This is a genomic window from Mesorhizobium sp. WSM4833 (assembly GCF_055811095.1).
In genome coordinates, this window is record NZ_JBVVQG010000031.1 from 1 (window position 1) to 19,467 (window position 19,467).

At 65.2% G+C, this 19,467-nt stretch carries 17 protein-coding genes; 9 read left to right on the forward strand and 8 right to left on the reverse strand.

Features of this window, described 5'->3' with window-relative positions:
- Window positions 1-108: 108 nt before the first annotated feature.
- The 8 genes from AC0L2D_RS31385 to tauA all read right to left on the reverse strand — a co-directional run bounded on the left by AC0L2D_RS31385 (window position 109) and on the right by tauA (window position 7,173).
- Window positions 109-900 (reverse strand): ATP-binding cassette domain-containing protein, encoded by a 792-nt coding sequence (locus tag AC0L2D_RS31385; protein ID WP_063173426.1) that lies wholly within the window; start codon window positions 898-900, stop codon window positions 109-111.
- Between the two features lie 10 nt (window positions 901-910).
- Window positions 911-1,687 (reverse strand): ABC transporter permease subunit, encoded by a 777-nt coding sequence (locus tag AC0L2D_RS31390; protein WP_027161252.1) that lies wholly within the window; start codon window positions 1,685-1,687, stop codon window positions 911-913.
- Window positions 1,684-2,847: an FMNH2-dependent alkanesulfonate monooxygenase gene (gene ssuD / locus AC0L2D_RS31395; RefSeq protein ID WP_024502224.1), complete on the reverse strand. Its 1,164-nt coding sequence runs from the start codon at window positions 2,845-2,847 to the stop codon at window positions 1,684-1,686. The genes AC0L2D_RS31390 and ssuD overlap by 4 nt, the downstream gene beginning before the upstream one ends.
- 91 nt (window positions 2,848-2,938) lie before the next feature.
- Window positions 2,939-3,892, reverse strand: coding sequence for a sulfonate ABC transporter substrate-binding protein (locus AC0L2D_RS31400; RefSeq protein ID WP_127224153.1), 954 nt, complete (start codon window positions 3,890-3,892; stop codon window positions 2,939-2,941).
- A gap of 242 nt (window positions 3,893-4,134) precedes the next feature.
- Window positions 4,135-4,320, reverse strand: coding sequence for a hypothetical protein (locus AC0L2D_RS31405; protein WP_013528709.1), 186 nt, complete (start codon window positions 4,318-4,320; stop codon window positions 4,135-4,137).
- A gap of 31 nt (window positions 4,321-4,351) precedes the next feature.
- The gene (locus AC0L2D_RS31410) at window positions 4,352-5,212 is read right to left on the reverse strand and encodes an ABC transporter permease subunit (protein ID WP_013528708.1); all 861 of its coding nucleotides are present in this window, start codon (window positions 5,210-5,212) and stop codon (window positions 4,352-4,354) included.
- On the reverse strand, window positions 5,209-6,000 hold the full coding sequence (locus AC0L2D_RS31415) for a taurine ABC transporter ATP-binding protein (RefSeq protein WP_473544030.1): 792 nt from the start codon (window positions 5,998-6,000) through the stop codon (window positions 5,209-5,211). Before AC0L2D_RS31415 ends, AC0L2D_RS31410 begins: the two co-directional genes overlap by 4 nt.
- Before the next feature lie 159 nt (window positions 6,001-6,159).
- Entirely contained in the window at window positions 6,160-7,173 is a 1,014-nt protein-coding gene (gene tauA, locus AC0L2D_RS31420) for a taurine ABC transporter substrate-binding protein (RefSeq protein WP_473544032.1), read from the reverse strand.
- 643 nt (window positions 7,174-7,816) lie between these two features.
- On the opposite strand from tauA, the gene AC0L2D_RS31425 reads away from it, so the two are divergent.
- From AC0L2D_RS31425 to AC0L2D_RS31465, 9 genes are all read left to right on the forward strand, one after another.
- Window positions 7,817-8,287: an RrF2 family transcriptional regulator gene (locus tag AC0L2D_RS31425; protein WP_013528705.1), complete on the forward strand. Its 471-nt coding sequence runs from the start codon at window positions 7,817-7,819 to the stop codon at window positions 8,285-8,287.
- Between the two features lie 31 nt (window positions 8,288-8,318).
- Complete coding sequence (locus AC0L2D_RS31430) at window positions 8,319-9,653, forward strand: FAD/NAD(P)-binding protein (protein WP_064992682.1); 1,335 nt, start codon at window positions 8,319-8,321, stop codon at window positions 9,651-9,653.
- Window positions 9,654-9,944: 291 nt separating this feature from the next.
- On the forward strand, window positions 9,945-11,384 hold the full coding sequence (locus AC0L2D_RS31435; protein WP_063173432.1) for a pyridoxal-phosphate dependent enzyme: 1,440 nt from the start codon (window positions 9,945-9,947) through the stop codon (window positions 11,382-11,384).
- Window positions 11,381-12,562, forward strand: a complete 1,182-nt coding sequence (locus tag AC0L2D_RS31440; RefSeq protein ID WP_473544035.1) for a trans-sulfuration enzyme family protein — start codon at window positions 11,381-11,383, stop codon at window positions 12,560-12,562. Before AC0L2D_RS31435 ends, AC0L2D_RS31440 begins: the two co-directional genes overlap by 4 nt.
- Window positions 12,563-12,898: 336 nt before the next feature.
- Window positions 12,899-13,867: a GlxA family transcriptional regulator gene (locus AC0L2D_RS31445; protein ID WP_024504110.1), complete on the forward strand. Its 969-nt coding sequence runs from the start codon at window positions 12,899-12,901 to the stop codon at window positions 13,865-13,867.
- Window positions 13,868-14,012: 145 nt separating this feature from the next.
- Window positions 14,013-15,317, forward strand: a complete 1,305-nt coding sequence (locus AC0L2D_RS31450) for a M24 family metallopeptidase (RefSeq protein ID WP_127385197.1) — start codon at window positions 14,013-14,015, stop codon at window positions 15,315-15,317.
- Window positions 15,318-15,420: 103 nt separating this feature from the next.
- Window positions 15,421-16,101: an isochorismatase family protein gene (locus tag AC0L2D_RS31455; RefSeq protein ID WP_473544037.1), complete on the forward strand. Its 681-nt coding sequence runs from the start codon at window positions 15,421-15,423 to the stop codon at window positions 16,099-16,101.
- Window positions 16,098-17,045, forward strand: coding sequence for an alpha/beta hydrolase (locus tag AC0L2D_RS31460; protein WP_473544039.1), 948 nt, complete (start codon window positions 16,098-16,100; stop codon window positions 17,043-17,045). Before AC0L2D_RS31455 ends, AC0L2D_RS31460 begins: the two co-directional genes overlap by 4 nt.
- A gap of 426 nt (window positions 17,046-17,471) precedes the next feature.
- Entirely contained in the window at window positions 17,472-19,112 is a 1,641-nt protein-coding gene (locus tag AC0L2D_RS31465) for an ABC transporter substrate-binding protein (protein WP_473544041.1), read from the forward strand.
- Window positions 19,113-19,467 lie beyond the last annotated feature (355 nt).

Sequence of the window (19,467 nt, forward strand, 5' to 3'; positions counted from 1 at the left end):
CAATCGCTCTAATCCCACGAAATCTCTCTCGTGTAGATACAAGGTGGCGCTGCGAAGCAGCGACGGAGTGGGGGAAGGCGGTCCTCCAGGGCCCTGCCCCCGACAACCCTACCCGAATAGCCGATCCAGAATCTTGCCCTCCAGCCGGGCCAGCTCCACCGAACCGCGCCGGCGCGGCCGTTCCACGGGCACATCCAGATCGAGCGCGACCCGGCCTTCGCTGATCACCACGACCCGGTCGGCGAGCGCGACCGCTTCGGCGACATCATGCGTGACCAGCACGGCCGTGAACTTCTGCGCGATCCAGATGCGTTCCAGAAGCTGCTGCATCTCGATGCGGGTCAGGGCGTCGAGTGCGCCGAGCGGCTCGTCGAGAGCCAGGATCTGCGGGTGGCCGACCAGCGCGCGGGCCAGCGCCACGCGCTGCTTCTGACCTCCGGACAGCACCGAAGGCCATTCGTCGGCCCGGTCGGCAAGCCCGACCTCGCCGAGGATGTCGAGCGCGCGGTGCCTCGCTTCGCTACCGGTGGCGATGCCGGTCAGCCCGACCTCGACGTTTTCCACCACGCTGGCCCAGGGCAGGAGCCGTGGCTCCTGGAACATGAAGCGCGTGCGGCTGTGTCCTTCCTCTTCGACGCCGAAGGACAGCGATCCCGATGTCGGCCGGTCGAGCCCGGCCAGAAGCCGCAACAGCGTGCTCTTGCCGCAGCCGCTCTTGCCGATGACGGCAAGGAACTGCCCGGCCGGCACGTCCAGGTCGATGCCGTCGAGCACGGTCTTGTCGCCGAAGCGCTTGCCGGCATGCCTGAAGGCAAAGGCCCGCTGTCCTTCGACGGAGCCGATCGGCCGCACCGGCGTGGCGACGAAGGAACGGGCTGCGGTCAGGCTGGCGGCGGTCATGGGCAATCTCTCATCCGTTCTGGAAGGCCGGATGCCAGCCGAGCGACAGCCGCTCGAGCAGGCGGGCGAGGCTGTCGGCGAGCTTGCCGAGCAGCGCGTAGATCAGGATCGACAGCACGACGACATCGATCAGCAGGAATTCGCGCGCCTGCATGGCCATGTAGCCGAGGCCCGAACTGGCCGAGATGGTTTCGGCGACGATCAGCGTCAGCCACATGATGCCCAGGGCATAGCGCAGGCCGACGAAGATCGACGGCAGCGCGCCGGGCAGGATGACGCGGAAGAATAGGGCGCGCCGGTCCATGCCGTAGACGCGGCCCATCTCGACCAGCTGTGGGTCGACGCTCTGGATGCCGAGCAGCGTGTTGACGTAGATCGGAAAGAACACGCCGAGCGCCACCAGGAACAGCTTGGCTTCCTCGTCGATGCCGAACCACAGGATGACCAGCGGGATCAGCGCCAGATGCGGAATGTTGCGGATCATCTGCAGCGTCGTGTCGGTCAGGCCGCGGCTGAGCGTCGATAGCCCGTTGGCAAGGCCGAGCGCAAAACCGATCGAGCCACCGACGGCAAAGCCGGCAAGGGCGCGCGCGGTCGAGACGCCGATGTTGCGGATCAGTTCGCCCGACAGCGTCAGCCGCCAGAAGGCCTCGGCGACCGCGCTGGGCGCCGGCAGCACGTTGGCCGGCATGACGCCGGCGCGGCTGGCAATCTCCCAGCCGGCAATGATCAGCGCCGGCAGCAGCCAACCGATGGCGTTGCTATGCAGGCGCGTGGAAAAGCTCATGACGAAGCCTGCAGGCGGTTGGCGCCATGGAAGCCGACCGAGAATTCGTTGGCGATGTTCTCATGCGCCCGCTGCCGCCTGGTGCCGAGCCCGAGTTTCGGAAACAGAAGCTCGGCGACGCGGTAGGCCTCCTCGAGATGCGGATAGCCCGAGCCGATGATGGTATCGATGCCGATCGCCTGGTATTCGCGGATGCGCCCGGCGATCTGTTCCGGCGTGCCGACCAGCGCCGTGCCGGCGCCGCCGCGCACCAGCCCGACGCCGGCCCACAGATTGGGCGACACCACCAGCCTGTCGCGGCGGCCGCCATGCAGCTCCGCCATGCGGCGCTGGCCGACTGAATCCATCTGGTTGAGGAAGCGCGCCTGCGCGTTTTCGATCTGGGCGTCGGTGACATGGCTGATCAGCCGGTCGGCGGCGCGCCAGGCTTCGTCCTCGGTCTCGCGCACGATGAAATGCAGCCGGATGCCGAAGCGCAGTTTTCTGCCGCGCCGCGCCGCCTTTGCGCGCGCCGCGGCCAGCTTCTCGGCCACCTGTGCCGGCGGTTCGCCCCAGGTCAGATACATGTCGACGAGGTCCGCGGCGAGGTCCTGGCCGGCATCCGACGATCCGCCGAAATAGAGCGGCGGCCGTTCCTGGTGCGGCAGAAGGTCGAGGCGGCCATTTTCGACGCGGTAATATTTGCCGTTGAAATTGACCCGCTCGCCGGACACCAGGCCGCGCCAGATGGTCAGGAATTCATGCGCCTGGGCATAGCGCTCGTCATGCGGCAGGAAGACGCCGTCGCCGGCGAGCTCGGTCGGGTTGCCGCCGACCACGACATTGAGCAGCAGGCGGCCATTGCTCAAGCGATCGAGGGCGGCGGTCTGGCGTGCGGCGAAAGTCGGCAGCGTGACGCCCGGCCGCAGCGCGACCAGGAACTTCAGTTTTTCGGTGAGTGTCGCAAGGCCCGTCGCGGTGATCCAGGAATCCTCGCAATTCTGGCCGGTCGGCAACAGCACGCCGGGAAAGCCGAGCCGGTCGACCGCCTGCGCGATCTCCTTGAAGTAGCCGAATTCGGGCGGCCGCTGCTGCTCCTCGGAACCGAGATAGGAGCCGTCGCCATGCGTCGGGATGAACCAGAAGAAATCGAGCGGTGCGGTGCTGGCAGGCGCGGTCATGTCTGGCACAGTCACGGGCGGATCTCCTGGAGATATGGGTGCGAACGCAAATGGCGCCGGGCGTTCTCACCCGGCGCCGTCAGGGGACAAGTCAGTTGCCGGGTGCCGTCCACACCGCGTCGGAGATGCGGACCGCGTTCGGGATCAGCCCGAGCTTGAAGAAGCGGTCTGCGGTCGCCTGCTGGCCGGCGATGATCTCGTCGGTGATCGGGAAGACGCCGAATTTGGTGCGGTTGGCGGCGATGATCTGCGCGTCGAGCGGCACGCCGGTCACCTCATGCAGCGCCGCGGCCACCTTGTCGCGGTTCTGGTCGGCCCATTTCGCCGCCTCGCCCAAGGCTGATATCGTTGTGGTGACGGTTTCGGGATGCGCCTTGGCGAAGTCCTTGTTGGCGAGGAAATAGGTGTTGACCTTCAGCACCTCGCTGGAGCGGGCCAGCACACGCGGCTGGTAGCGGGTTTCGGCGATGGCGAAGAACGGATCCCAGACGGTCCAGGCATCGATCTGGTCGCTGGCAAAGGCTGCGGCCGCATCCGCCGGGCTGAGATAGACCGGCGTGATCTGGTCGAACGGGATGCCGGCCTTCTCCAGCGCGGCGACGAGCAGATTGTGCGCGCTGGTGCCCTTGCCGACACCGACGCGCTTGCCCTTGAGATCGGCGACCGACTGGATCGGCGACGCCGGCTTGACGAAGATCGCCTCGCCCTCGCCATTCGACGGCAGCGCTGCGGCATAGACGATGTTGGCACCGGCCGACTGGCCGAAGATCGGCGGCGCGTCGCCGGTCCAGCCGACATCGATGGCGCCGACATTGAGCGCCTCGACCAGCGGCGGACCGGCGGTGAACTCGACCCACTTGACCGTCACGCCCTTGTCTTCAAGTGCCTTCTCGATCACCTGCTGCTGCCTGGCGATCACCGGCAGGCCGGTCTTCTGATAGCCGATGCTGAACTGCTTCAGCTCCTGCGCCGTGGCGCCGGACGACACGGCAACCGTCGCCGCCAGCAGGCCGATGCCGAAAACACGTCTCGTTAGATTGAACATTGATCCCTCTCCTTCGCTGCGGATCGGCGCCGGAAATGGCCTCGCCGGTTGGAAGATGGATGAGGCTAGGTAATTCTATAAATTTAGTAGAGGAATGATTTTGCGAGTTAGAGGGGAGAATGGGAATTATCTTCTTTGGCTACCTGGAATTCGCCATCCTGGGGTCTGCGCTGCGTCGCTTCGCTCCTTGCTCCGCCCTAGGATGACGAAGACGCGGGGGCTAGTGCCAATCGCCAATCCCCTCACTGCGACCAGTACTGCCAGGCCCAGTAAAAACTCTCGTCGCGTGGCGGCAGGCGGTCGCGCTCGGCGTCCCAGCGGACCGGCGTTGGCGATTTCGGTTGCTGTTCAAGCGGCTGGCTTTCCCTGGTCCAGGCGAGAAGCCAATTGCCGGCTTGGGCGAACAGCACGGCGGTGGAATGGGTCATCGGCATTCTCTCCTGCTCTTCTGGTTCCCAATCATTCGCGTCCCGCCCACGGGACGAGCACGCGCTCGATCCTGCGGAGGGTGAATTCCAGCACGAAGGCAATGGCCGCGATCACCAATATGCCCATCACCACCACGTCGGTGACGAGGAACTGGGCGGCCGACTGGATCATGAAACCAAGCCCGCGCGTCGCCGCCACCAGTTCGGCGGCGACCAGCGTCGACCAGCCGGCGCCGAGCGCGATGCGCAGGCCGGTCAGGATCGCCGGCAGTGCGCTCGGCAGGATGACATGGCGGACCACTTGGCGCTGAGTAGCACCCAGTGAGCGCGCCGCATTGATGCGTTCCTGCGAAACGCCGCGAACGCCGGACGCGGTCGACAATGCCACCGGCGCCAGCATGGAAATAGTGATCACCAGGATCTTCGACGGTTCGCCGATGCCGAACCAGATGACGACCAGCGGCAGGTAGGCGAGCGGCGGGATCGGCCGCAGGAACTCAAGCAGCGGATCGAAGATGCCGCGCCCGATCGTGCTGATGCCGATGGCGAGCCCAACCGGCACGCCGACGAGGATGGCGGCGACCAGCGCGGCGAAAACCCGGCCCAGGCTGGCGATCGCATGCTGCAGCAGCGTCGCATCGACGAAGCCGTCGCGGGCGACGGTGATGAACTTGTTCCACACCGCAACCGGCGAGGGCAGGAACACTGGCGACACCAGTTGCAGGCGGGCCGACAGCGCCCACAGCGCCAGCACCACCAGGATGGTCATCACGCTGACCGCGCGCGCGGAAACGCCTTTGCGTTTCGGGCTGGACCGCGACCACGGCACCGACAGGCCGTCGGCCTCGTCGACCTTGTGTCCCGGCCGCTCGGTGTAGGAGGTAACGGTCATGCCGCCTCTCCTTCGAAGATCGCGTCGGTTAGTTCGCCGCGCGCCGCGGCGAAGGCCGGGTCGGCCTTGATGGTGCGGATGGCCTCGCCCGATGCGTAGCGCCTGGAGAAGCCGGGTTCGAAAGTTTGCACCACGCGGCCCGGGCCAGGCGCCAGCACGACGATGCGGGTGGCCAGCACCAGCGCCTCCTCGATGCCATGCGTCACCATCAGCACGCCGACATCGCTTGCCGTCCACAGATCGAGCAGCGTCGTCTGCATGCGCTCGCGCGTCAGCGCATCGAGCGCGCCGAGCGGTTCGTCGAGCAGCAGGAATTCGGGTTCGGCGGCGAGCGCCCGAGCCAGGCCGACACGCTGGCGCATACCGCCGGAAAGCTCCCAGATGCACTTGTCGCCGGCGTCGGCGAGCTTCACCAGCGCCAGCAGCTCATCGGCGCGCCGCGCCCGCTCGGCCGGAGCGACACCGCGCAGCCTGAGCGCGAAGGCAACGTTTTCGCGCGCCGTCAGCCATGGGAACAAAGCATCGTTCTGGAACACCACCGCCCGGTCCGAGCCAGGTGCTGTGATCGGCTTGCCGTTGATTGAAGCCGTACCGCGCGCCGGCGCGATAAGGCCGGCGGCGACGTTGAGCAGCGAGGTCTTGCCGCAGCCGGAACGGCCGACCAGCACGACGAAATCGCCCTTGGCGACATCGATCGACACCCGCTCGACGGCAGGCGCTGCCTGGCCGTCATAGTGGATCGAGACCTTGTCCAGTACGAGATGGGGGTCGAGCACGAGATGCGGCATGGATGCCTCGCGGTTCGTTGAAATCCGACTGCCCCGGCCCTCGTCAGCGGTTCCGGGGCAGTCAGCACGCGGCGTTAGGGAAAAAGATCCGCGCGCGTTCAGAGCAATTCCAGGAAAAGTGTGAAGCGGTTTTCCGTCCGGAATTGCGTTAAGCGAGTACTAGTTCGAGGCGAGCGCCTCGGTGACGTATTTCGACGATACGTATTTCGAATAGTCGGGAAGCACGGCGTCGATCTTGCCTTGCTCCTTGAGGAAGGTGGATGTCGCTTCGACCGCCTTGACCGTGCCGCCGCCGAGGAATTTGTCGGAGGCCTGCTCTTCCAGCGTCGGGAAGACATAGCCCTTGAGCAGCTGCGGCACTTCTTCCAGCTTGGCGCCGGTGAGTTTGGCGATCGCGGCCGCCTGCGGCGACGATACCGACCAGGCTTCGGGCTTGGCGAGGAACTCGGCATATGCCGCGCCCGTCACCTTGACGAAGTCGCGCACCGCTTCCGGGTTCTTTTCGGCGAAGTCGGTGCGCACGATCCAGGCGTCGAAGGTCGGCGCGCCCCAGGCGGCGACCTGCGAGGAATCCACCACCACCTTGCCCGTCGTCTTGATCTGGCCGAGCGCCGGATCCCAGACATAAGCGGCGTCGATGTCGCCGCGCGAGAAGGCGGCGGCGATTTCCGGAGGCCGGAGATTGAGGATCTCGACCGACTTCGGATCGACGCCCTCATGCTTCAGTGCTGCGAGCAGGCTGTAATGCGTCGTCGAGACGAACGGCACGGCGACCTTCTTGCCGGCGAGATCGGCGATTTTCTCGATGCCGGCGCCGTTGCGTGCCACCAGCGCCTCGGATTCGCCGATCAAGCCGACGATGAAGATAGTCTGGATCGGCAATTCGCGGCTCGCCGCCGCCGCCAGCGGACTCGAGCCGACATAGCCGATATCGACCGAACCGGAAACGACCGCGGCGATGACATCGGCGCCGGAATCGAATTTGCGCCAATCAATGGTGGCCTTCGTCGCCTTTTCATAGGCGCCGTCGGCCTGCGGCACTTTCGAGGGTTCGACCACCGTCTGGTAGCCGATGGTGATCTTGAGGTCGTTGGCCAGGGCCGGGCCGAGGAAGGCCGCACCGGCAAGTGCCGCCGACGAGAGCAGAAGAATGCGTCGCGAAATGGTGGACATGAAGGGCTCCTGAAAAGAGAAAAACCGGAATGCTTCATAATAGTCAGCTAATTCTATGGTTCTTGTAGAGTTAAATCCTTCCAACCAAGGCGGGCTTGTTAGAAAAAAGCTGTCGATGGTGAGGTGGTGAGGCGGATAGGGTGGTTGCGGTGGGGCAGAGTGTCGCCACAGGGCAGGCCTTTCGACGCCGGCGGGCCAGCGCCCCCCTCTGTCCCACCGACCTTTAACCTCCTGAACTGCGGTGATGGCTCCGCCTACGCCCACCGCGAACTAGAATTCCCGCTTCCGGCCTCTTCCAGGCAAATTCATGCCTCAAACAACCGCCGATTTGACAACCCATTCCGCGTGTTCGAGGGTAAGTATAGTAATCTTATCGACATTGAGACTGGAGGCGACGATGAGCAGTCACCATATCGCGATGATCGCGCCCCCAAACTCGTGCGCTTTTGTGTCCCTGTGGGCACAAAGGCTGGTCAAAATGGCCGGCGCGGCTTGAAAACGAAGCAAAATCAGCAGTTCTCGGCTTGTACATCATGTCACTAGAATTTATGTGTGATGCGGGCTTGGACGCGGCGGCAACGCACGCCAGGCGTTTTGCAACCGATGGTTCCATGCCGTCGCATGCCAGAGAAATTTTGATCTCATGCTCACCAAAAAAGGTAAGTACGGCCTCAAGGCGCTTGTCCACCTCGCGCGATTGCCGGCCGGGCAGCTCGCCTTCGTCAACGACGTCGCCACCGGCAACAACATCCCGAAGAAATTTCTCGACGCCATCCTGGGCGAGTTGCGCAATGCCGGCTTCGTCCAGAGCCGCAAGGGCAAGGATGGCGGCTATCGCCTGGCGCGGCCCGCCGACGAGATCAAGGTCGGCCATGTCGTGCGCGTCCTCGACGGTCCGCTGGCGCCGATCCCCTGCGCCAGCCGCACTCAGTACCAGCGCTGTGAAGATTGCAACGAGGCGACATGCCAAGTCCGACATCTGATGCTCGAGGTCCGGCAGGCGATCGCCGAGGTGCTCGATCAGCGCAGCCTCGCCGAAATGCGCGATATCTCTCTCGACGACCTGTCGGTCGGCATCGGCGATCTGCCGGTCGCGGTGAAGGTCCAGGCCTGACACTGGCGCTGCGCAGAGCGAAGGCATGCCTATGACCGGGCGAGCCAACTCCATCATCATTGTCGGTGGCGGCGCCAGCGGCGTCGTGCTGGCCGCGCATCTCCTGAAGTCGCCCAATCCCGACCTGCGCGTCACGCTGATCGAAAGGCGCCCGCATTTCGGCCAGGGCATCGCCTATTCGACGCTGCTGTCGGCGCATGTACTGAATGTCAGCGCCGCCGGCATGAGCGCCTATGCCGACGATCCCGGCAATTTCTGGCGCTGGCTTCAGGAACGCGGCCTGGCAACGGCTGAGGAGGCGCCCTTCTATGCGCCACGCAGCATCTATGCCCGCTATCTCGGCGAGTTGCTGGTCGATCTGGAAGCGCGGGAAAAGCAGAGCGGTCGGCTTCGGCTGATCCGCGAGGAAAGCCTCTCGATCACGCCCACCGCCTCCGGCGTCGAAGTGGCGCTGGCCAACGGCACCAGCGTGGTTGCGCATCTCGCCGTGCTGGCCACCGGCCATGACGAGGAGCCGGCGCAAGGCCATGCCATCAGGATGGGATCGGAAGCCGATACAGCACTTCCCCCGGACGCCGGCGTCATGGTGCTGGGCACCGGCCTCAGCATGGTCGATGCTTTCCTGGCGCTGGAGCAACGCGGCCATCGCGGCGACATCATAGCTGTGTCCAGGCGCGGCCTGCTGCCCTCGCCGCATCGCAAGGGCAATCCGATCAAGCTCGACGTCGCCGACATTCCGCTCGGCACGCAGCTCTCCTATTTCGTCGGCTGGTTCCGCGACCTGATCAAGGAAAACCAGAAGGCCGGCATCGACTGGCGTGACGTCGTCGACGGGCTGCGGCCGTTCAACCAGAAGATCTGGCAGAACTGGCCGGCTTCCGCCAAGCGCCGCTTCGTCGAGCACACCAAGGCCTGGTGGGACATCCACCGCCATCGCATGGCGCCCGAGGTCTACGCCCGTGTCACCGAGGCCGTGCAATCCGGCCGCATCCGCCTGGTCGCCGGCCGCGTCGTCGACATTGCGCGCAACGGCGAATTCACCGTCCAGGTCCAGTCGCGTCACACGCAGCGTCTCGAGACCTTCGAGGTCGCCCGCATCTACGATTGCTCTGGCATCGTCAGGGACATCTCGACCTCGTCGAACAGCGTCGTGCGCTCGCTGGTGGACCGCGGCCTGGCAAGGCCGGATCCGCTGCGCATCGGCCTCGACGTATCGACCAAATGCGAGATCATCGCCGGCGACGGAACCGTTTCGGCCAAGATCCTCGCCGTCGGCCCGCTGACGCGCGGCACCTTCTTCGAGATCGACGCCATCCCCGATATCCGCGTGCAGTGTGCGAGGCTGAGCAAGCAGCTGCTGGGGTAGGCTGTGTCGATATTCAGGTGATGCCGGCCTGCAAATGCGGCTTCCTGTGGCTTCCGGTGCTCACGTACCCAAAAGTACGCTCTGCTCCGGTTCTCGGAATCTGCCATTTTCGGCTCGGCCTGACCTGAATCTCGACACACCCTCCAAGCCCTTGAGGCACAAACCGGAATTTCATTCCGCATCTGGCCGGTTGATTGGCACGATCTATCTTCTTTCCGACTGCAAAGGGCTGGAAAAGAGGCTACGCTGCCGCCCTGCCCAGAGGCGGTCGCTTGGTCATGGAGCATCGATATGAGCGAGCATGAGATCGCCGCACTGGACAGTGCCCCCTCGGAAGCCGAATTGTCCCGCCTGCGTCCGCCCTACAAGTCGGTACTCGACCTGATCGGCCAGACGCCGGTGGTCGAGCTGACCAAGTTCGACACCGGCAAATGCCGGCTGTTCATCAAGCTCGAAAGCCAGAATCCCGGCGGCTCGATCAAGGACCGCATCGCGCTGTCGATGATCGCCGCGGCTGAAAAGCAGGGCAAGCTCAAGCGCGGCGGCACCATCGTCGAGGCGACCGCCGGCAACACCGGGCTTGGCCTCGCCCAGGTCGGCATCCCCAAGGGCTACCGCATCGTGCTGGTCGTGCCCGACAAGATGTCGCGCGAAAAGATCCAGCACCTGCGCGCGCTCGGCGCCGAAGTGCGCATGACGCGCTCCGATGTCGGCAAGGGCCATGCCGAATATTACCAGGACATGGCCGAGAAGATCGCGGCGGAAACGCCCGGCGCCTTCTATGCCAACCAGTTCGCCAACCCGGCCAATCCGCTGGCGCATGAATCCACCACCGGCCCCGAGATCTTTTCGCAGCTCGACGGTAACGTGGATGCCGTGGTGGTCGGCGTCGGCTCGGGCGGCACGCTGACCGGGCTTGGCCGCTACTTCGCAAAAGTGTCGCCGAAGACCGAAATGGTGCTGGCCGATCCGGTCGGCTCGGTGCTGGCGCCGCTGATCAAGACTGGCAAGATGGAAGAGGCCGGCAGCTGGACCGTGGAAGGCATCGGCGAGGATTTCGTGCCGCCCAATGCCGATCTGTCGCTGGTCAAGAAGGCCTATTCGATCCCCGACAAGCAGAGCATGCTGGCGGTGCGCGACCTCTTGTCCAAGGAAGGTATTCTTGCCGGCTCATCCTCGGGCACGCTGCTGTCGGCGGCGCTGCGCTATTGCCGCGAGCAGACGGTGCCCAAACGCGTCGTCACCTTCGTCTGCGACAGTGGCAACAAGTACCTGTCGAAGGTGTTCGACGATTTCTGGCTGGCCGAGCAGGGGCTGGCCGAGCACGAGCAGCATGGCGATCTGCGTGACCTGGTGATGCGCTCACACCGCACCGGCGACACCGTCTATGTCGGCCCGGACGAAAGCCTGCTCAATGCCTATGGCCGCATGCGCCGCTCCGATGTCTCGCAGCTGCCGGTGCTCGACAATGGCAAGCTCGTCGGCATCGTTGACGAAAGCGACATCCTGGCCAAGGTCGACGGCCCTTATGACGGCCGCTGGGAGCGCTTCAACGGCCCGGTGCGCACGGCCATGACCTCCAACCTGCACACGCTGCAGGCCAGCCAGACGCTGGACGCGCTGCTGCCGGTGTTCGACCGCAACGAGGTCGCCATCATCTTCGACGGCGACGAATTCGTCGGCCTGATTACCCGCATCGATCTGATCAACCATCTGAGGCGCGCACGATGACCAGCAATACTCCGCCAGCCGGGAAAAACCGTCTGGCTTTCTCGACGCGCACCATTCATGGCGGCCAGAGCCACGACCCGCTGACCGGCGCGGTGATGGTGCCGATCTACGCCACCTCGACCTATGGCCAGCAATCGCCCGGCGTGCACAAGGGCTTTGAATATGCCCGCAGCCAGAACCCGACGCGCTTTGCTTTCGAGCGCGCGGTGGCCGACCTCGAAAGCGGCTCGGCCGCGTTCGCCTTCGCGTCAGGGCTGGCGGCGATCGCCACCGTGCTGGAGCTGCTCGATTCCGGTGCGCATATCGTCGCCACCGACGACATCTATGGCGGTTCCTTCCGGCTGATGGAGCGGGTGCGCAAGCGCTCGGCCGATCTGCGGGTCTCGTTCGTCGACTTCACCGACCTCGCCGCCGTGGAGGCCGCGATCCGGCCCGAGACGAAAATGCTGTGGGTCGAAACCCCCACCAACCCGCTGCTGCGCATCGTCGACCTCGAAGGCGTCGCCGCATTTGCCAGGCGCAAGGGGATTCTCACGGTCGCCGACAACACCTTCTGCAGCCCCTATATCCAGCGGCCGCTGGAGCTCGGCATCGATATCGTCGTGCATTCGACGACCAAATATCTCAACGGCCATTCCGATATGGTCGGCGGCGTCGCCGTGGTCGGCGACAACAAGGATCTGGCCGCCCAGCTGAAATTCCTGCAGAACGCCATCGGCGCCATTTCGGGCCCGTTCGACAGTTTTCTGGCGCTGCGCGGGCTGAAAACGCTGGCGCTGCGCATGGAGCGCCATTCCGCCAACGGGCTCAAGATCGCGCAATGGCTGGAAGCGCGCCGCGACGTCCGCCGCGTCATCTATCCCGGCCTCGCCAGCCACCCGCAGCACGCCGTCGCCGTCCAGCAGATGCATGCCTTCGGCGGCATGATCACAGCCGTGCTCGACCGCGACCTAGCCGGCACCAAAAAGTTCCTCGAACGCACGCAATTGTTCACGCTCGCCGAAAGCCTCGGCGGTGTGGAGAGCCTGATCGAACACCCGGCGCTGATGACGCATGGCTCCATACCGGCGGAGAAACGGGCCGAGATCGGCATATCGGATTCGCTGGTAAGGTTGTCGGCGGGGATCGAGGATGGCGATGATCTGATTGCGGATCTGGAGCAGGCGCTGGGGGGATAGAAGCTCAATCAACTTGCAACTTCAGCGTTGCCCCTCATCGCCCTGCCTTGGCTCCTTTCCTTTCCCTCCGGAGGGGAGAGAGGTGGCTCGGCGAAGCCGAGACGGAGTGGGGGAAGGCGTTCGCAGACGCGCAGTCGCCGCAAGACAGGCACAATCTGACGAGCAAGAGACCTCAGGGCGCGCGGCGAGGGTCGACCCCCACTCCGTCGAGCTTCGCTCGACACCTCTCCCCCGATCGACGAGGGAGAGAAAGGGCAAGGGGCGGCGCGCGGACGTCTCATGATGATGGACCGGCCAATTGACCCCGAACCCCATCTGCCCGAAATGTAGCGCCCCATGGCCACGCGCGAACCACCCAAGCCCACTGAACCCCTCACTTTCGCCGTGCTGGTGTTCCCAGGTTTTCCGATGATGGCGTTCAGCTCGGTCATCGAGCCGCTGCGCGCCGCCAATGTCCTGGCGAAACGGCAATGCTATCGCTGGATCATCGTCGGCGGCACGAAAGGTGCGGTCGAGGCGTCGAACGGCGTCGTCATCCAGCCGGGCTTTTACGCCGAGGATGCGCCGAAGGTCGACCGCATCGTCGTCTGCTCGGGCGGCGATGCCGATCACCTCGTCGCCGAGGACGCTGCACACTGGATCCGCAAGAGCCTGCGCAATGGCGCCCATATCGGTGCGGTGGCGGATGCCGCGTTCTTCCTGGCGCGCGCCGGCCTGCTCGACGGCCATGCCTGCACCTTGCACTGGACCAGCCAGGCCGCCTTCACCGAAGCCTTCCCCAACATCGAGCTCAGGCGCGACCTCTATGTCATCGACCGCAAGCGCTTCACCTCGGCCGGTGGCGTCGGCAGCCTCGACATGATGCTGGAGATCATCACCCGCGACTACGGCGCCGAGCTTGCCGCCGGCGTCGCCGAATGGTTCGTGCACAGCCAGCTGCGCTCCAGCATCGACCGCAAGATGATGCCGCTGCGCCTGCGCACCGGGGTCCAGAACGAGCTGGTGCTGTCGGCCATCGCCATCATGGAGGATGCGGTCGAGGAACGGCTCGGCATGGCCGAGCTGACCGCGAAGCTCGGCGTGTCCTCAGACAAGCTCGAGCGCTCCTTCCGCTCCGAACTCGCCATCTCGCCCAACGGCTATTACCGGCGCCTGAGGCTCAAACGCGCCGCCGACCTGCTGGCGCACTCGACGCTCGCCGTGCGCGACGTGGCGCTGGCATGTGGGTTTGCCTCGATGTCGAGCTTTGCCCGGGCGTTTCGCGAGGAGCATGGCCACCCGCCGAAGCTGGCGCGACGGCATTAGGCTTGGCGCTCGCTGACGCTGTGAGAGGTTAGCGCATCTCTTGTTAGGCCAGCGGCATCCCGCACAACACATGCGGTTTTCCGCACAATCCATCCGCCCCGCCTGCGCCATGCTGCGACCTCGCAACCCAGCCAAGGCCGAGCCCATGAGCATCGTCGTTTTCGACCCCGACAGCACCGAGGACGTGGACTTCAAGGACCGCATGCGCCACCCCGCGGCGGCCGATCCGGCCGGCGGCATGTGGCTGTCGGACACCGAACCGTCCTTCATCGATGCCGACGCCTTGCGCAAAGGCCGGCTGGCCAAGCTGCGCGGCTGGATGCGCGAGGCCGGCTATGGCGGCGTGGTGCTGTTCGATCCGTACAACCAGCGCTACGCCACCGGCTCGCGCAACATGTTCGGCTATTTCCTGCGCAACTCGACCCGCTATTTCTTTATCCCGACCGACGGGCCGATCGTGCTGTTCGAATATCCGCAGAGCTATCATGTCTCCATGGTGCTCGACACGATCGACGAGGCGCGGCCTTCCAAGCTGGTCTGGTCGTCGGTCTCGGGCCGCGACGACGAGACCGCAGGTCCGTTCGCCGACGAGATCGCCGAGCTTTTGAAAAAGCATGGCGGCGGCTCGATGAAGCTCGGCCTCGACCGCTGCAGCCATCTGCAGGCGCTGGCGCTGGAAAAGCGCGGCTGTGAGGTCAGGGATTGCCAGGGCGAAATCCTGGCGGTGCGCGCGGTGAAGACGCCGGAAGAGGTCAAATGCCTGCAGGTGTCGATGGCCGGCGCCGAGGCCGCCGTCTATGCGGTGCGCGAGGCGATCAAGCCCGGCGTTTCCGAAAACGACCTGTTCGCTATCATGTATGGCGAGGTCATCCGCCAGGGCGGCGAGTTCATCGAGACGCGGCTGCTGACATCAGGCCAGCGCACCAACCCGTGGTTCAACGAGGCCAGCGGCCGCAAGATCCGCCCCGGCGAACTCTTGGCGCTCGATACCGACACCATCGGCTGCTACGGCTATTATTCGGATTTCTCGCGCACCTTCCGCTGCGGGCCGGGCAAGCCGACGCCCTACCAGAAGTCGCTCTACCGCATGGCGCACGATCAGGTTCAGCACAACATTTCGATCGTCAAGCCCGGCATGGCCTTCCGCGAGATCGCCGAGCAGGCGTGGAAGATCCCCGACCGTTTCGTCGACCAGCGCTACACCTCGGTCATGCACGGCGTCGGCATGCATGGCGAAACGCCGTTCATCGCGCATGCCATGGATTACGAGACCTATGGCCGCGACGGCCATATCGTGCCAGGCATGGTGGTGAGCGTCGAAAGCTATATCGGCGAAAAGGGCGGCCGCGAGGGCGTCAAGCTGGAGGACGAGATCCTGATCACCGAGACGGGCACGGAGTTGCTGTCGCGCTTTCCTTATGAGGACGAGTTTCTGGAGACGCAGGTTTGATACGGGCAACCAATGAGCGCCTCGTTGCCTGGCGCCCCCCTCTGTCCCGCCGGCATACGGAAGGGTCTTTGACTGCCTCGCCCATGCATCACGCAGGCGCCGCATGAAAACGCCCATCTCCCTCAAGCCCGGCACGGTGGCCGCGATCTTCATCGACCTGCAGGAAGAGCACCGGCAGGACCCGCGCTACCTCGTCGAGGGCTTTCCCACGATCCTCGCCAACGTCCAGCGCCTGCAGGCGGCGGCGCGGCGGAACCAGGTGCCGCTCTACCACTGGGCCTACATCGTCGATCTCGACAAGCAGGACCGCCCCTTTCATCCGCTTGGCGAGGATGGCAAGTCGGCCTTCTCCGACAAGAGCGATCCGCTGACCGAGATCTGCCGTGAGGTGGCGCCGGCCAAGGGCGAGGCGCTGCTGATCAAGGCCGAGGCCAGCGCCTTCCGCTCCGGCCCGGCGGCGCGCGACATCAAATCTTCAGGCATCGAATGGCTGGTCATCGCAGGCGTCTGGACCGAGGCCTGCATCGACGCGTCGGTCAAGGATGCGGTGGCAAAAGGCTTTCGCGTGCTGCTGGTCAAGGATGCCTGCGGCAGCGGCAGCGCGGCCATGCACCAGACCGGTATCCTCAACCTCGCCAACCGCCTCTATGGCGGCGCCGTCACCGACACCGATGGCGCCTGCCGGCTGCTGGCCGGCGAAAGCGTCACCGCCTGGCAGGTCGAAGGCTCGGTGCCGCTGCGCTTCTCCTTCGACAACGCGGCCGCGCTCTACGCCGATCTATGACGCGCGGCCCCTACGAAACACGGCTCGACCCGGCCCTTTGGGCCTATATCGACGCCGTCAACGCCTGGTATCCGCCCGAAATCATCGGCCTGCCGATCGACAAGCAGCGCGCTGTCTACGACAGGATGAGCCGGGCTTTCCACCAGGGCCGCCCGGCTGGCGTCAAGGCCAGCGACGGGCTGATCGCCGCCGCCGGCCGCGACATCCCGGTCCGGCGCTACCGGCTCGAGGGCAACGCCGCCCAGGCGATGGTGATCTACTACCACGGCGGCGGCTTCATCCTCGGCGGGTTGGAAAGCCATGACGACATCTGCGCCGAGCTCTGCGCCGGCACAGGTTTCGACGTGCTGTCGGTCGATTACCGGCTGGCGCCGGAGCATCTTCATCCCGCCGCCTTCGACGATGCGGTGGCCGCCTTCGAATGGGCAGCGGCGAGATCAGGCCTGCCGCTGGTGCTGTGCGGCGAAAGCGCCGGCGGCAATCTGGCCGCGGCGGTGGCGCAGGCGACGCGCCGCCACGCCAGCGCTGCCATCGGCCAGGTGCTGATCTACCCCGAGCTCGGCGGCGACGAGCGTGCCGGCTCCTACATCGAACACGCCGACGCGCCGCTGCTGTCGGTGGCCGACGTCGCCTTCTACCGCGACGTCCGCTCGGCCAGGCGCCAATCGCTGGACGATCCGACTTTTGCGCCGCTGCGCGACAAGGATTTCACCGGCCTGCCGCCGACGGTGATCGTCACCGCCGAATGCGACCCGCTGTCGTCGGATGGCGAGACCTACCGCGACCGCATTGTGGCCGCCGGCGGCAAGGCGTGGTGGCACGAAGAGCCGAGGCTGGTGCACAGCTTCCTGCGTGCCCGCACCACGGTGCCGGCAGCCGCGGAAGCGTTTGCGCGGATTGTCGGCGCGGTTGGCGCGCTGGGCAGGGGCGAGTGGCCGTATTGAACGTGGCGAAGGCCCCCTCATCCGGCCGCTTCGCGGCCACCTTCTCCCCGCTGGGGAGAAGAGAGAAGCGCCGGCGCTGCAAGTCTCCTCTCCCCTCGGGGAGAGGTCAGCCGAGCGAAGCGGAGGCTGGGTGAGGGGGCTTTGTAGAGCGGTCCCCTCTCCGTCTCGGCTTCGCCGAGCCACCTCTCCCACTTTCGTGGGGCGAGGAACCCAAGCCTCTCCCGCGGAACCCCGCACAATCACTGCGGAAAAGCGAACACTCCGCAGCGTCACCCCGCTCTATCATTCCCCCTCAGGCAACGGCGCCCCGGCGGTCGCGTCCGCCCCCGCGCCTGTCGATCGGCCGGGGCGATTTTTCTGTGCATGCATTGTCCCAAAACCGCTGGGCACCTTTGGGCGGCATGCATCAACAACAGGGGAACGACGATGAAATTCATGCTGACCGACCGCAAACTCCACCCGCAAGCCAAACCCGTGGCCGACGATTTCAAGGCCGGCGGCATCAACCGCCGCGAATATCTGGCGCTGATGGCCGGGCTCGGCGTCAGCGCCGCCGGGGCGCTGGCGCTGGGCGGACTTGGCACCATCCCTGCTCGCGCGGCGGAACCCAAGAAGGGCGGCGTCCTGCGCGTCGCCATGAACGTCAAGGGTTTCAAGGACCCGCGCACCTTCGACGGCGTCGAGATGTCGAATGTCGCCCGCCACTGCAACGAATATCTGGTGCGCTGGAACACCGACTTCTCCTTCGAGCCCTGGCTGCTCGAAAGCTGGGAGGCGAGCGACGACGCCAGGACGCTGACCCTGCATGTGCGCAAGGGCATCTCATGGTCGAACGGCGATGCCTTCAACGCCGACGATGTCATCCACAACCTCACCCGCTGGTGCGACGCTTCCGTGCCCGGCAATTCGGTCGCCGCGCGCATGGGCGCGCTGGTCAATGCCGAAACCAAGAAGGTCGTCGATGGCGGCATCGAAAAGGTCGACGACTTCACCATCAAGCTGAACCTGCCGAAGCCCGACATCTCGCTGATCGCCGGCATGGCCGATTATCCGGCGCTGATCATGCACCGCTCCTATGAGGGCGACGGCGATCCCCTGAAGGCGCTTGCCATCACCACCGGCCCCTGCGAGCTGGTCAGCTGGGATGCCGAGACGGGTGCGGAGGTGAAGCGCAAGGATAAGCCCTGGTGGAAGGGCGAATTCCATCTCGACGGCATCAAATGGGTCGACTACGGCTCCGACCCCAACGCCATGCTCTCGGCCTTCGAATCCGGCGAGATCGACACCGACCACGAGACCGCTTCCGATGCCGTCTCGCAGACCGAGACGATGGGGCTGATGAATTCCGAGATCGCCACCGGTTCGACCATCGTCGCCCGCTTCAATGTCGCCAACGCGCCCTATGACGACGTCAAGGTGCGCCGCGCAGCCCAGCTCGCCGTCGACAATGCCGCCGTGCTGGCGCTCGGCCTCGGCGGCCGCGGCAAGCCCGCCGACAACCACCATGTCGGCCCCATGCACCCCGAATATGCCGATATCGGCCCGGCCAAGCGTGACGTCGAGCAATCGAAGAAGCTGCTTGCCGAGGCCGGTAAGGCCGACCACGAGTTCGAGCTCATCTCCGTCGATGTCGAATGGCAAAAGAGCACCGGCGACGCCATCGGCGCGCAGATGCGCGAGGCCGGCCTTAAGATCAAGCGCACGGTGCTGCCCGCCGCCACCTTCTGGAACGACTGGAGCAAATACCCCTTCTCCTGCACCGAATGGCTCGGCCGCCCGCTCGGCGTCCAGGTGCTGGCGCTGGCCTATAAATCCGGCGCTGCCTGGAACGAGAGCGCCTACGCCAATCCCGAGTTCGACACGCTGCTCGACAAGGCACTGGCGACACCCGACGCCAAGGCGCGCAAGGAGATCATGGGCAAGATCGAGCAGAATTTGCGCGATTCAGGCATCATCATCCAACCCTACTGGCGCTCGGTCTACCGGACCTATCGCAAGGGCGTCGAAGGCTGCGAACAGCACCAGGCGCTGGAGCAGCATTTCGAGAAGGTTTGGATTGAGAGTTGAGAGGCGGTCCGCGCTAGCGGACGTAAAGCCAATTGCTTGGCTTTACGAGCCTCGAACGCTCTGAGCCTGCGAAGGGCCGGGCGACGGTGATGCGCCGGCATTTCTAACCTTCTCCCCTTGTGGGAGAAGGTGGATTGCCGCGCAGCGGCAAGACGGATGAGGGGTGTTCCAGCTTGGCGATACGCCAACAGTAAACGCCCTGAACCAGAGCAGAACCTTCACCGCCTCACTCCGTCACGCACCCCTCATCCGTCTCGGCGCTGCGCGCCGATCCACCTTTGTATCTACACGAGAGAGATTTCGTGGGATTAGAGCGATTGAGCCAAGGTCCGGGTGGCCGCCCGGACCTTGGCTT

Bases quoted from the DNA above. Each gene is read 5' to 3' on its own strand.
- AC0L2D_RS31385 (WP_063173426.1), bottom strand. From the start codon at position 900: ATGACCGCCGCCAGCCTGACCGCAGCCCGTTCCTTCGTCGCCACGCCG.
- AC0L2D_RS31390 (WP_027161252.1), bottom strand. From the start codon at position 1,687: ATGAGCTTTTCCACGCGCCTGCATAGCAACGCCATCGGTTGGCTGCTG.
- ssuD (WP_024502224.1), bottom strand. From the start codon at position 2,847: ATGACCGCGCCTGCCAGCACCGCACCGCTCGATTTCTTCTGGTTCATC.
- AC0L2D_RS31400 (WP_127224153.1), bottom strand. From the start codon at position 3,892: ATGTTCAATCTAACGAGACGTGTTTTCGGCATCGGCCTGCTGGCGGCG.
- AC0L2D_RS31405 (WP_013528709.1), bottom strand. From the start codon at position 4,320: ATGACCCATTCCACCGCCGTGCTGTTCGCCCAAGCCGGCAATTGGCTT.
- AC0L2D_RS31410 (WP_013528708.1), bottom strand. From the start codon at position 5,212: ATGACCGTTACCTCCTACACCGAGCGGCCGGGACACAAGGTCGACGAG.
- AC0L2D_RS31415 (WP_473544030.1), bottom strand. From the start codon at position 6,000: ATGCCGCATCTCGTGCTCGACCCCCATCTCGTACTGGACAAGGTCTCG.
- tauA (WP_473544032.1), bottom strand. From the start codon at position 7,173: ATGTCCACCATTTCGCGACGCATTCTTCTGCTCTCGTCGGCGGCACTT.
- AC0L2D_RS31425 (WP_013528705.1), top strand. From the start codon at position 7,817: ATGCTCACCAAAAAAGGTAAGTACGGCCTCAAGGCGCTTGTCCACCTC.
- AC0L2D_RS31430 (WP_064992682.1), top strand. From the start codon at position 8,319: ATGACCGGGCGAGCCAACTCCATCATCATTGTCGGTGGCGGCGCCAGC.
- AC0L2D_RS31435 (WP_063173432.1), top strand. From the start codon at position 9,945: ATGAGCGAGCATGAGATCGCCGCACTGGACAGTGCCCCCTCGGAAGCC.
- AC0L2D_RS31440 (WP_473544035.1), top strand. From the start codon at position 11,381: ATGACCAGCAATACTCCGCCAGCCGGGAAAAACCGTCTGGCTTTCTCG.
- AC0L2D_RS31445 (WP_024504110.1), top strand. From the start codon at position 12,899: ATGGCCACGCGCGAACCACCCAAGCCCACTGAACCCCTCACTTTCGCC.
- AC0L2D_RS31450 (WP_127385197.1), top strand. From the start codon at position 14,013: ATGAGCATCGTCGTTTTCGACCCCGACAGCACCGAGGACGTGGACTTC.
- AC0L2D_RS31455 (WP_473544037.1), top strand. From the start codon at position 15,421: ATGAAAACGCCCATCTCCCTCAAGCCCGGCACGGTGGCCGCGATCTTC.
- AC0L2D_RS31460 (WP_473544039.1), top strand. From the start codon at position 16,098: ATGACGCGCGGCCCCTACGAAACACGGCTCGACCCGGCCCTTTGGGCC.
- AC0L2D_RS31465 (WP_473544041.1), top strand. From the start codon at position 17,472: ATGAAATTCATGCTGACCGACCGCAAACTCCACCCGCAAGCCAAACCC.